Below are 12516 nucleotides of genomic sequence, written 5' to 3' on the forward strand. Positions count from 1 at the left end.
CTTAGAAAAAGTGCGCGTTTTCTTGAGCCATGGTTTTTAAACGCTCACAAGGCTCGAATCTGTTACCGAATTGACTTTGATAACCTTCAAGGATCTTCACTAAGTTCGCGGCGCCTAAAGTGTCAATATAATGGAATGGGCCACCGAGGAATGGCGGAAAGCCAATACCAAAAATGGCGCCAATATCACCGTCTCTTGGCGATGCAATAATACCATCATCTAAACAACGCACCGCTTCATTGAGCATTTGTACGACACAACGCTCAGCAACCGCTTTTACATCTTTATTGGTGCCAGGCTTAATACCTAACACGCCATAAACACTCTCATCGACGACTTTCGCTTTCTTGCTAGAGTCTTTTTGGCCGTATTGATAAAAGCCTTTGCCATTTTTGCGGCCTTTACGATCGTCACCTAAAAGCTTGTCGAATGCCGCTGGCGCTTTAAAACGTTCACCCAATTCTTTCTCAAGGATCGGTGAAATTTTTGCGCCCACGTCGATACCCACTTCGTCGAGCAAAGTAATCGGTCCCACAGGGAAGCCAAATTTCACTAAAGCTTTATCCAAATGCTCAACACTTTGGCCTTCGAGTAGTAATTGCGCGGCCTCATTCATATACAGAGCCAGAATACGGTTCACGTAGAAACCCGCACCATCCTGCACCACTATCGGTGTTTTACCTTGCTTACGGGCAAATACGACAGTAGTCGCAATGGTTTCTGGCGACGTTTTAGCATGGGCAATCACTTCCACCAGCGGCATTTTTTCCACTGGCGAGAAATAATGCAGACCAATCACATTTTCAGGACGCGTCGCCGCCTCGGCGATTTGGCTAATAGGTAAAGATGAGGTGTTTGACGCAAAAATCGTGTGCTCACCACACTCACGCTCAATGTCTTTCACCATTTGATGCTTAAGCGCTAAGTCTTCAAATACCGCTTCCACAACGATGTCGGCATCTTTAACGCCTTTATACTCAGTGGTTGTCGTCATCAGCGCCATTAAGTTGTCACGGGCAGCAGGCGTCATATGGCGGCGCTTTACCCCTTTATCCAACAACTTATAAGCGTAGGCTAATGCATTGCTTAAACCTTTTTCACTGATGTCTTTGACGCGAACGGGGATTTTAGCCTTAGTGGTAGTAACAGAGGCGATGCCTCCGCCCATTAAACCGCCACCTAAGATCACCGCTTTCTTCACTTTACGCGGCGTAGCACCCTCAGCGCCGGTTTCTTTCTTCATTTCTGTGGTGGCGAAGAAAATACTGCGCAGCGCTTCAGATTCTTTTGATACCACTAATTCGGCAAAGTGACTCGCTTCGACTTCTAGCCCTTTTTGCATCCCCTTCGCAATCCCTTGACGCACGCAGTCAATGATCTTGGCTGGTGCTGGATAATTACCTTGGGTTTTCTTTTCGACTTGTTTAGTCGCTTGATCAAAAATAATGTTACGGCCAAAGCTCGTGCCTTCAAGCACTTGATTAACGAGTGACTTTTTAACAGGTTTCGGTGCACGTTTACCCGCAAGCGCCATCTCAACTGCGGTTTGCAGCAAAATGGTCTGCGGTACAACATCATTCACTAAGCCCATTTTCAAGGCTTGTTTAGGACGGATTTGTTTACCGGTCAACATCATGTCTAAGGCGGTGGTAATGCCGACTAAACGAGGCAAACGTTGAGTCCCACCGCCGCCAGGTAATAAGCCAAGTTGAACTTCCGGTACGCCGAGCATGGTTTTACCATCGTCGCTACATACCCTTTGATGACAAGCTAAGGCTAACTCTAAACCACCACCTAAACAGGCACCATGGATTGCCGCCACTACAGGAATTTTTAAGGCTTCTAACTCATTAAAAACCACATGCCCTTGCTGGGATAAGGCTTTGGCATCGCCCGCCGTTTTACAGGCATCGAGCATGGAAATATCCGCGCCCGCGACAAAAGAATCTTTCTTGCCAGAGATCAGCACGAGTCCACGAATATGAGGGTCGCTTTTAATCTCAGCCAGAATCTCACTGATTTCAGGGCCAAACTGTGCTTTTAGGGTGTTCATGGTTTCTCCAGGAACATCCATAGTCAAAATGGCAATGCCGTCGTCGCGGCGAGTTAAATTAAAGGTCTTTTCCATGCCGATTACTCCACTTCCACTATCATAGCCACACCCAAACCACCGGCCGCACAGGCCGTCGTTAAGCCAGTTCCACCACCACGGCGCTTAAGCTCACGACACACTTGGGTGATTAAACGGGTTCCCGTTGCCGCAAAAGGATGACCATAAGCGAGCGAGCCACCGAGCACGTTAAACTTGCTCATGTCGATTTCGCCAATCGCGCGGTTGCGGCCGAGTTTTTCTTCGGCAAATTTTTTCGAAGCAAACATCTGCATATTCGCTAATGTCTGCGCCGCAAAGGCTTCGTGCATTTCAATCAGAGTAAGATCTTCTAATTCCATTCCAGCATGTTTTAACGCCAGTGGCGTCGCGTAGGATGGCCCCATCAGCATATCTTGCCAGACATCAATGGCGCTAAAGGCGTAACTCTTAATGTAACCAATAGGTTGATAACCTAAGGCTTTGGCTCGACCTTCACTCATCAGGATAATCGCTGAGGCACCGTCCGTCAGTGGCGTACTATTGGCCGCCGTCACAGTACCATGTTGTTTGTCGAATGCAGGACGCAACTTAGCATATGACTCCAGTACCGAGTTTTCGCGGATATTGTTATCACGATCGATAAACTGCTTATACGGCGGTATATGCGCGACCATAACTTCGTCACGCAAATGGCCAGAAGCCCAAGTTTCACTCGCTAAGGTATGTGAGCGATGTGCTAAGGCATCTTGATCGGCGCGACTAATATTGTAGGTTTTTGCCATCTGCTCGGCGGTTTGTCCCATAGACAAGCCCGTTGAGTACTCGGCAACCGCAGGCGGCACAGGTAATAAATCCTTTATGCCTAAACGGCGGAAAATTTGTAATTTTTGCCCAAAGCTACGGGCTTTATTCAGATCGACTAACGCATGGGCTAATTTTTTCGACACACCGATAGGCAAGACAGAAGAAGAGTCGGCGCCGCCCGCAATACCGATTTCGATATTGCCTGTCATGATAGATTCAGCCACGTTTACGGCAGATTGAAAGCTAGTTGCACAGGCGCGAGTGACACTATAGGCATCGGTCGACACATTCATGCCAGTACCGAGTACGATTTCACGGGCAATGTTAGGTGCAGCCGGCATTTGCACGACTTGTCCATAGACTAATTGCTCAATCAGCTTAGGATCGAGTTCTGAGCGCGCCAATAATTCATTGACCACCATTTTGCCCATATCGAGCGCCGATACGCCGTGGAATGCCGTGGCTTGCTTTGCAAAGGGCGTTCTTAAACCCGCTACAATGGCGATACGTTCACCCTTGGCGTTCGTAACCTGTTGTCTATCACTCATTTGTCACCCTCTTTATGTGCGCAATCGCTGAGAGATTTCAGGCGGCGCTATCGATTTCCGTGTTTGACCCATTGTTTTACGGCGAAAAACGCCCAATAACAGGTCTGACCATTAAAGTGTGATCTGATTCTAACTTCTTGTCAGCAAGTTTTAAACACCTGTTTGTTTTTTTAACACTAGCCAAACCCTAAGGGAATTCTTTACCATAGCTGTTGTCTATAGCCCACACACGTATTTTCAACATAATAAAACGAGTAGCATCATGCCTTTGAGTCGCTTCCACGCATTACGCACTTACCTAAATAAGGTTGTTTTAGGGCAGCCAGTATTGACCGAAAATCTGCTCATTGCCTTAATTGCCAATGGCCACTTATTAGTTGAAGGACCTCCGGGACTGGCAAAGACCCGTGCAGTGAAAGCCTTATGTGACGGGGTTGAGGGCGATTTTCACCGCATTCAATTTACCCCAGATCTGCTACCTGCCGACTTAACTGGCACAGATATCTATCGCTCGCAAACCGGCACCTTCGAATTTGAAGCCGGACCGATTTTCCACAATTTAATCTTGGCGGACGAAATTAACCGCGCCCCAGCCAAAGTTCAGTCAGCCTTATTAGAAGCCATGGCCGAAGGTCAAGTTACAGTTGGTAAGCACAGCTATAAACTTCCACCGCTGTTTTTAGTAATGGCCACCCAAAACCCATTAGAGAACGAAGGCACTTATCCGCTGCCCGAAGCACAGCTTGACCGTTTTCTGATGCACTTAAACCTTGATTACCCAAGCGGCGAGACTGAAATCGAAATTCTGCGTCAATCCCGCAAAGAAGCGCTGACCCACGAATTACCAACCACTGAGCCGATTGCACAAGCAGATGTGTTTGCCGCCCGTGACGAAGCCATGGAAATCTATCTCGCCGAGCCACTCGAAAAGTACATAGTCGAAATCGTGATGGCGACCCGTGAGCCTTTACGTTACAGCGAAGACTTAGCTAAGTGGCTTGAGTACGGCGTCAGCCCGCGTGCAACCATTTCATTAGAACGCTGCGCCCGCGCCCGTGCTTGGCTGCACGAGCGAGACTTTGTTTCACCAGAAGACATTCAAGCCGTCGCACCGAACGTGTTAAGACACAGATTGCTACTTAGCTACCAAGCACAGGCCGAAGGTGTCAGCCGCGATCACGTGATCAACCACATCTTAAGTCAAGTTGCAGTACCTTAACGGTGAAGATAAAGGTGAAATAAGATGAGTGACACAGCGCGACTCTCAGCCTCGGTCGATGGCTTGCCGCTTTTTGCCGATGGCTTGCATTTAACCGAGCAAGAGCTGCTGGCGTGCCAAAATATCGCCCGTGCTATGCCTGAGCGTTATAGCCGTGCCCGCGCTAATTTAGCGGGCCATCGCAGCAGCTTAATCAAAGGCCGCGGTATGGAGTTTGCCGAGGTGCGCCACTACCAACAGGGCGACGATGTGCGCACCATTGATTGGCGCGTTACCGCTCGTACAGGCACAACTCACACTAAGTTATTTGTCGAAGAACGTGAGCGCCCTATTTTATTGTTAATCGACTTGAGCCAAAGCCTCTATTTTGGTTCGAGTTTATTGCTGCAATCGGTGCAAGCAGGACACCTTGCGACCACCTTAGGTTGGAATGCGATTAACCATGGCGATCGGCTCGGCGCCTTGATCGCATGCGAGTCTGAGCATTTAGAGCTCAAACCCCGCAGCCGTCGTCAGGGCATATTGCAATTGATCTCAGGCCTGCGCCGTGTGCACGAAAATCAGCTCAATCATGTTGGCACTGGCCAGCGCGATCCTGACCATATCCTGCGTGCCTGTCAGCGATTACAACGTATCGCCAAACCCGGCTCCTTAGTTTGGATAGTGACAGATGGCAGCCATTTTAGTCCCCAATGTATCGCGCCTCTCACCGAGCTTAAGCGTCATTGCGATGTGGGTGCCTATCTTATTACCGATCCTCTGCGTCAAGGCACACTGCCGTTACCGCACAACTTTAATTTGCCGGTACGGGATGGGGATGAGGACTTAGTGCTTACCCGCCACAGTTATCAGGCTTGGCTCGACATTCAGTTGCGTCAGCAAAACGATTTTATCGCCATGATGCAGCAACTGCGCGTTCGCACCCAGCTCATAGATGCGGGTGCTCCCCTAGCCCATCAATTGGAATTATTGCGTTAACTATGGATCCAGCAACAGTGAATTCAGAAATAGCAAATCCACAGGCAACAGTACCTATGCCTTTTACGGCGCCAAATCCAGCACTTGCTCAACTGCAGGATATTATTCATCCCGAACCGATCGGCGCTTGGCCTTGGGCAATCGGTTATTGGCTGGTTTTAGCACTTGTGATTGCCCTCATCACACTCTTAGTTATCTGGCTAAGACAACGCGCCCGTGACTTAGCGCCGAAAAAAGCCGCGAAGCAGTTACTCAATCAGCTCGATAAACAAGCGACTTCCTATGCCTCTGACGTCAACAGCCTATTAAAGCGCACCGCCATGAGTTACCTCAGCAGAGAAGCGATAGCCTCCTTAGATGGTGAAGCTTGGGCGGCTTGGTTAGACAGCTATTTACCCGAGCATAAACGCCAACGTATCGGCCCCTTATTAGCCAAACGCCATCAGGCAACGCCATTGACCTTAGCTGAAGCCAATGAATTACATCAACTCGCACAGGCTTGGTTGGCATCGAAAGCAAAACTGAGTGCCCCTGAGCCGAATCTTGTTCAAGCTAAGGGCTACGTTCAAGCTAGTGGCGACGCTCGAGCTAAAAGCCAAGCGCCAACCCAGCAAACTGACACTGAAAAAGCGGAGGCACAATGTTAACAATTGCATGGCCTTGGCTATTGATGTTATTGCCTTTACCTTTGATTTTTTGGCGCCAACACACAGTACAAGTGGATGGTGGCCGGCTGCAATTACCCGGAATAAGTCAAACGGGCAAACAAAGCTTAGCGGCCAACACGCGCCAGAGCCGCAAACGCTACTGGCTGATGTGGTGCCTGTTAGTGCTCGCTATTGCTCGTCCTCAATGGCTTGGTGAACCTATCGAACTGCCAAGCCAAGGCCGTGATTTGATGATGGCGGTGGATTTATCCGGCAGTATGCAGATTGAAGACATGGTGGTGAATGGCAAAACCGTCGATCGTTTCACTTTAATTCAGCACGTCGTCAGTGACTTTATCGAGCGCCGCAAGGGTGACCGTATCGGCTTGATCCTCTTTGCTGATCACGCCTATTTACAGGCGCCGCTCACCCAAGATAGACGTTCAGTGGCGCAATTTTTAAAAGAAGCACAAATTGGCTTAGTCGGTAAGCAAACCGCCATAGGTGAAGCTATCGCTCTAGCGGTAAAACGCTTCGATAAAATGGACGAGAGTAATAGAGTATTGATTTTATTGACCGACGGTTCTAACAATGCGGGCAATATCGAACCAGAGCAAGCAGCGCAAATTGCCGCTAATCGTAAAGTTACCATTTATACGGTTGGTGTGGGCGCAGATGTAATGGAGCGCCGTACACTCTTTGGCCGCGAGCGGGTTAATCCTTCGATGGATCTGGATGAAAACCAACTTAAACATATCGCCGACGTCACCCACGGCCGTTATTTTCGCGCCCGTAACAGCCAAGAGCTAGACCAGATTTACCAAGAAATCGATAAACTCGAACCCGTGAGTCGCGATCAATTAAGCTATCGTCCGCAGGCAGATCTGTTCTATTGGCCGCTGGCACTGGCATTACTGACGAGTCTGTGGATTGCCTTAGGTCAATTGCCACTGTTTGCAGCGCGCCGCGTTAAACCCTCTGTCGCAACCACTTCACAGGGGAACATCAAATAATGAGCCTACATTTTATTCGTCCCGAATGGCTACTCGCCCTAGTGCCGCTAGCCTTAGCCTTGTTGAGTTTATGGCGGCAACACGAGAGCCACAGCGCTTGGAATCGTTATATTGCGCCGCACTTAGCCAAGGTATTGGTCACCCAAGGTAATAAAAAATCCCGCCGTCCGTTGCATTTATTAGCCTTCACTTGGTTGATTGCAACCTTGGCACTCGCCGGACCTGCCGTGAATAAACAATCCTTACCTGTGTTTGCCGCCGAGCAAGGCCGCGTACTGGTGATGGACATGTCCGTATCTATGTTCGCCACCGATCTTGCGCCGAATCGGTTAACCCAAGCCAAATTTAGGGCAACGGATCTTCTGCGTAATCTTAAAGAAGGTGAAACTGGTTTAGTCGCCTTTGCAGGCGATGCCTTTACTATCAGCCCATTAACCCGTGATACCGGCACATTACTCAATTTACTGCCGACGTTAAGTCCTGAGATTATGCCCGTTCGTGGTTCAAACTTAGCGGCAGGCTTGACCCAAGCTAAAATGCTACTGGCTCAGGGTGGGCATATTCGCGGTGATATTATCCTGATGACAGATGGCATAACTGCTGCCCAGTTTGATGAGGCTAACTCGGCATTAAATGGCACCCAATATCGCCTCGCCGTCGTCGCTTTTGGCACCAGCCAAGGTGCGCCAATTCGTCTACCCGATGGACAATTACAACGCGACAGCAGCAACGAAGTCGTTGTGGCCAGCACTGATTTCGCTCTGCTGCAAAAACTGGCCGCGAATAACAAAGGCGTTTTAATCCAAAATCGCACCGACGGTAATGATCTCGCCCAATTACAGCAATGGTTAAGCGATGCTGGCGATGCGAAAGCCACAGATCTTGATGGTGAAACTTGGCAGGATCTCGGTCCTTACCTCGCCTTATTATTACTGCTACCCGCCCTTTTCAGCTTTAGACAAGGAATCGTGGCCAGTGTTGGATTTATCACTCTTGCTGGCAGCTTACTGCTCGCGGCTGTGCCTCAGCCAGCCCATGCCAGTGTGTGGGACAATGCCTGGGACAATGTGTGGAAAACCACAGATCAACAAGCGATGCAGGCCTATCAATCCCAAGATTACGCAAACGCCGCTAAGCAGTTTGAGTCGCCCCAATGGCGTGGCAGCGCCCAATACAAAGCCGGTGATTTTGCGCAAGCACTGAAAACCTTCGAGCAAGATAGCTCAGCCCAAGGCCTCTACAATCAAGGCAATGCGTTGATGCAGCTCGGTAAACCCGATAAGGCCAAGGAGCGCTATCAAGCCGCACTTGAGAAACAAGCTGATTTCCCTGCGGCCAAGGCCAACCTTGAACTAGCTGAAAAGTTATTGCAAGAACAGCAACAACAGCAAGGTAAAAACGAGCAACAGGATAAGAACCAAGATCAACAAGGCGATCAACAGTCCGGTGATCCCGATTCAGGCAACCAACAGTCTGGCGACCAACAATCTGGTGACCAAAAGTCGCAGGATAAACAGCAATCTGACCAAGATAGCGCTCAGAAAGATAAGCAAGATCAAGCAGGGCAAGAGTCTCAGGATCAACAGGACAATGCCGACGCGGATCAAAGCCCTGAACAGCAAAAAACGGATGAGCAACTATCTGAGCAAGATAAGCAAAATGGCAATGCTCAGGATCAGCAGGATGAAGCCAAGCAGCAAAATGGCGTGCAGGATGCGCAGGAAAATGAGCCGGTAGACAATTCACCTGCAGACAATGAAGCTAAGATGCAAGCGCAGGCTAAAGCCGATGCTGAAGAGCAAAAGTCAGCTGAGCAAGAAAAGCAAAGCGTTGCCGCCAAAGAAGCTCCTGAGCAAAATGTGCAAGATAAACAAGAGGCTGCTATGAGTGAATCGGTCGAGGCACCGCCAACCAATAGCGAGCCACTGCCCGCAGAAATGCAACGAGCACTGAGGGGCGTGAGTGAAGACCCGCAAGTGTTACTGCGCAACAAGATGCAGTTGGAATATCAAAAACGCCGTCAAAATGGCCAAATATCAAAGGATAACGAACAGTGGTGACGAGACAATTTTTTATCCTGCTACTCCTTGCCATCGGAGTGGCTCATCCCGCCTTTGCACTTAGCAAAATTGAGGCCTCGGTCGATCGCAACCCAGTGATGGAGGGCGAATACTTTGTGCTCAACATCAGTGTCGATGACGAAGTCGATACAGGTAAGCTAGACACATCAGCTCTACTGAAAGATTTTATTGTCGGCCGTACTAGCGTGAGTCGCAGCACGCAAATCATGAACTTCGATGCGGTCAAAGAAACCCGCTGGCAAGTACTGCTCGCGCCAAAACAACAAGGCCAGTTAACCATTCCTGCCTTTAGCATTGACGGCGTCAGCTCATCGCCTATTCCTCTCAAAGTGGTCGAAACCGGTAGCCAGCCCGCGCAAATGAACAATCTGTTCATTGACGCCAAAGTCTCGACCGACGAAGCCTATGTTGGGCAGCTCATTACCTACAAGGTGAAACTCTATCTGGCGGTAGAATTACAAAGGGGCGTATTGAGTGCACCGGTGATCGAAGGCGCACAGATCAAACAAATCGGTGAAGATAGGGATGGTTCAGAGATAGTCGATGGCCGACGTTACCGCGTGATTGAACGCACCTATGGCATCATTCCCGATTTGCCAGGCCAAGTGAATATCAAAGGTGCAACCTTTGCTGGCGATGTGCTGGTAGAATCCCAACGCCGCGGCGGCATGTTTGGCTTTAATGAAAGCCGCCCAATGCAAGCAGGCGCGCCCTCACTGACAGTTCAAGTGAATCCCGCACCAACAAGCTTCCAAGGCCAATGGCTGGTTGCCGATTTAGTAGCGCTAAAAGAAAACTTCCCTGAAGATATTAAAAAGTTTACCGTCGGTAGCCCTATCACCCGCACTATTACGCTGTTGGCTTCCAATGCCGATGAAAATAGTCTGCCTGATATAGTGCAAACTCTGCCCGATGAACTCAAGTCATACCCAGAAAAACCCCAGCGGCAGACCTTTGTGCGCGATGCACAAATTGTTTCGCAGTACAGTATTACTTCGGCAATCGTTCCCAGCAAAGCGGGCACCTTTACCTTGCCCGAAATCAAAGTGCCTTGGTGGAATCCGCGCCTTAAACGTCAAGAAACTGCAACGCTACCCGCACGTACCATAATCGTTGAAGGTGGTGCTATCAGCGATACGCCAACTCAACCAACATGGGAAACCAACTCCGCGGCCGATAAGGGCTGGTCTTGGCTAACCACGGTTTTTGCTGCGCTATGGCTGGTCACTCTAGTCGCTTGGATTATCACCTTAGTCGCTTGGCGCCGCGCCTTAAAAAATCAAACGGCCGCCCCAATTGCAGTAAACTCTTCAATAAGTTCAGCACAATCAGTGACTGCCTTCGGCTTGAAAGGATTAAAGCAAGCCTGCGCCAGTGGCGATGTGAGCCGAATAATGTTGCAATTGCAGCGACATTTCAGTGAGTTACAGCAAACGCCTATGACATTAGATAAGATTGCTGAGCAGTCACCACAACTGGCAGCAGCGATACAGCAACTGCAAATCAAAGCCTACAGTGCGAAGGCCGATAAGAGCCACCATACTGACAGTGCTAATACGAGCAGTGCGAATTCTAACAATACAAATAGCCACTTAAGCGCCGAATGTACCGCCTTACTTAACGCGGTTAAGGCCTGTGAGCATAAACATTCAAACCCAAAATCAGCACCATTAAGCCCACTGAATCCTAAATAAATGATGGGGTTAATGACAAAGAAGCGAGTGCTACCATGCTAAATATTCCGCCAAAAAGCCCAAAGATAAAAAATGTTTGCTAACTTGCGCAAGAAATCCGTCGAGCCCGCGGTCTCTTCTGACATGCTAAGCAAACAACGACGATACAACAGCCTAGTCAAGGCGCTACATGCAGACATTTTCCGCTACGCCTATTGGTTATGCGGCGATAAGCACGTGGCTGAAGACATTACCCAAGAAACCTTCTTGCGGGCGTGGCGCGCTTTGGATTCCCTCAAGGATGATAAAGCGGCGAAAGCTTGGCTGATCACGATTCTTAGGCGTGAAAATGCGCGGCGTTTCGAGCGTAAACAGTTCGATTATTCCGATGTTGAGCAAGATACATTGGAAGACAATATCTCCAATAGCAGTGAAGAGCAGACCGAGCAATATCTGATCCGTCGACAAATTGGCAAGCTGGATATCGAATACCGCGAACCGCTCTTACTCCAGCTCATTGGTGGCTTTAGCGGCGATGAAATCGCCGAGCTGATGGAGCTCAATCGCAACACCGTAATGACGCGTTTATTTCGGGCGAGGAGCCAATTGAAAGAATTACTTGAGAAGAATGATGTGAGAGGTCAATCCAATGGATGAGCTTAAATTTAGACGTCAAGCTTATGAAGATCCTCATAATCAAGATGCTGACTTTCTGGCACAAATCAATGCCAAGTCAGAAAACCAAGCCCTAATCAATGAGCTTAAAAACCTTGATGCCAAACTGAGCAATGCATTAAAAGTGGATGTGGCTGAGGATCTCGCCGACAAACTCATTTTGCGTCAGCAGTTACAACAGCACCATAAACAGCGCCGGCAAACGTTTTTTTTAGTGGCCATGGCTGCCTCGGTTGCGTTTGTGGTAGGCATCAGCTTCAGCCTATTACGCTTAGGGCCTATTGATTTGGCTGAACATGCACTGGCCCATGTCTACCATGAAGATATTGCCTTGCATGTCGATCAAAATGTCAATTTTAGTCAAGTCAATGCCCAGCTTGCATCGATAAAAGACTTTGGCAACGCCAAATTTACCCAACAACCGGGCAAAGTGTATTACACCTCTTATTGCGATTTTCAGGGGGTAAAAAGCCTGCACTTAGTACTTCAGGGCGAACAAAGTAAGGTGACACTCTTTATCGTGCCACTCGAGAAACGTATGGTGTTGGATAAAACCTTCGCCGACGGTAAATATCAAGGAATGGGCTTTGAAACGCCCGATGCATTTATTTTGCTCATAGGTGAGGATCAAGCTGACCTTAGCTATATAAAAGACGAAATCAAGAATATATTTATTTAAGACATTGTTATAAATTGCATTTAAAAATCAATCTCCGATATTTTCATGTTATCGGAGGTTAGATTTCAATCACACTTACATCTGCTAATGGGCGCACGTTCAAACAT

The 12516-nt window shown here is 48.8% G+C and carries 10 protein-coding genes; 8 read left to right on the forward strand and 2 right to left on the reverse strand.

Annotated elements, in window-relative coordinates:
• Nucleotide 1: 1 nt before the first annotated feature.
• Together fadJ and fadI are read right to left on the reverse strand one after the other, a co-directional pair.
• Nucleotides 2–2128 (reverse strand): fatty acid oxidation complex subunit alpha FadJ, encoded by a 2127-nt coding sequence (gene fadJ, locus L5L91_RS13940; protein WP_263236896.1) that lies wholly within the window; start codon nt 2126–2128, stop codon nt 2–4.
• Nucleotides 2129–2133: 5 nt separating this feature from the next.
• Complete coding sequence (gene fadI, locus L5L91_RS13945) at nt 2134–3444, reverse strand: acetyl-CoA C-acyltransferase FadI (protein WP_263236899.1); 1311 nt, start codon at nt 3442–3444, stop codon at nt 2134–2136.
• Nucleotides 3445–3706: 262 nt separating this feature from the next.
• Between fadI and L5L91_RS13950 the strand changes: the two genes are divergently transcribed.
• The 8 genes from L5L91_RS13950 (at nt 3707) to L5L91_RS13985 (ending at nt 12409) form a co-directional block, all read left to right on the forward strand.
• Nucleotides 3707–4663, forward strand: coding sequence for an AAA family ATPase (locus tag L5L91_RS13950; protein WP_028761051.1), 957 nt, complete (start codon nt 3707–3709; stop codon nt 4661–4663).
• A gap of 24 nt (nt 4664–4687) precedes the next feature.
• On the forward strand, nt 4688–5641 hold the full coding sequence (locus tag L5L91_RS13955; RefSeq protein ID WP_198572767.1) for a DUF58 domain-containing protein: 954 nt from the start codon (nt 4688–4690) through the stop codon (nt 5639–5641).
• A 2-nt stretch (nt 5642–5643) separates the two neighbouring features.
• Entirely contained in the window at nt 5644–6288 is a 645-nt protein-coding gene (locus L5L91_RS13960) for a DUF4381 domain-containing protein (protein ID WP_113940707.1), read from the forward strand.
• The gene (locus L5L91_RS13965) at nt 6282–7301 is read left to right on the forward strand and encodes a vWA domain-containing protein (protein ID WP_263200561.1); all 1020 of its coding nucleotides are present in this window, start codon (nt 6282–6284) and stop codon (nt 7299–7301) included. The genes L5L91_RS13960 and L5L91_RS13965 overlap by 7 nt, the downstream gene beginning before the upstream one ends.
• Nucleotides 7301–9361, forward strand: a complete 2061-nt coding sequence (locus L5L91_RS13970) for a VWA domain-containing protein (RefSeq protein ID WP_263236902.1) — start codon at nt 7301–7303, stop codon at nt 9359–9361. Before L5L91_RS13965 ends, L5L91_RS13970 begins: the two co-directional genes overlap by 1 nt.
• The gene (locus L5L91_RS13975) at nt 9355–11076 is read left to right on the forward strand and encodes a BatD family protein (RefSeq protein WP_263236905.1); all 1722 of its coding nucleotides are present in this window, start codon (nt 9355–9357) and stop codon (nt 11074–11076) included. Before L5L91_RS13970 ends, L5L91_RS13975 begins: the two co-directional genes overlap by 7 nt.
• A gap of 72 nt (nt 11077–11148) precedes the next feature.
• Nucleotides 11149–11712 (forward strand): sigma-70 family RNA polymerase sigma factor, encoded by a 564-nt coding sequence (locus L5L91_RS13980; protein WP_263236908.1) that lies wholly within the window; start codon nt 11149–11151, stop codon nt 11710–11712.
• The gene (locus L5L91_RS13985; RefSeq protein ID WP_105252078.1) at nt 11705–12409 is read left to right on the forward strand and encodes a DUF3379 domain-containing protein; all 705 of its coding nucleotides are present in this window, start codon (nt 11705–11707) and stop codon (nt 12407–12409) included. Before L5L91_RS13980 ends, L5L91_RS13985 begins: the two co-directional genes overlap by 8 nt.
• Nucleotides 12410–12516: the final 107 nt, after the last annotated feature.

This window comes from Shewanella sp. SM55, from assembly GCF_025654025.1.
GTDB classification, from domain to species: Bacteria; Pseudomonadota; Gammaproteobacteria; order Enterobacterales; family Shewanellaceae; genus Shewanella; species Shewanella oncorhynchi.

Coding starts and splice junctions, on each gene's coding strand:
- fadJ (WP_263236896.1), bottom strand. CDS start 2,128: ATGGAAAAGACCTTTAATTTAACTCGCCGCGACGACGGCATTGCCATT.
- fadI (WP_263236899.1), bottom strand. CDS start 3,444: ATGAGTGATAGACAACAGGTTACGAACGCCAAGGGTGAACGTATCGCC.
- L5L91_RS13950 (WP_028761051.1), top strand. CDS start 3,707: ATGCCTTTGAGTCGCTTCCACGCATTACGCACTTACCTAAATAAGGTT.
- L5L91_RS13955 (WP_198572767.1), top strand. CDS start 4,688: ATGAGTGACACAGCGCGACTCTCAGCCTCGGTCGATGGCTTGCCGCTT.
- L5L91_RS13960 (WP_113940707.1), top strand. CDS start 5,644: ATGGATCCAGCAACAGTGAATTCAGAAATAGCAAATCCACAGGCAACA.
- L5L91_RS13965 (WP_263200561.1), top strand. CDS start 6,282: ATGTTAACAATTGCATGGCCTTGGCTATTGATGTTATTGCCTTTACCT.
- L5L91_RS13970 (WP_263236902.1), top strand. CDS start 7,301: ATGAGCCTACATTTTATTCGTCCCGAATGGCTACTCGCCCTAGTGCCG.
- L5L91_RS13980 (WP_263236908.1), top strand. CDS start 11,149: ATGTTTGCTAACTTGCGCAAGAAATCCGTCGAGCCCGCGGTCTCTTCT.
- L5L91_RS13985 (WP_105252078.1), top strand. CDS start 11,705: ATGGATGAGCTTAAATTTAGACGTCAAGCTTATGAAGATCCTCATAAT.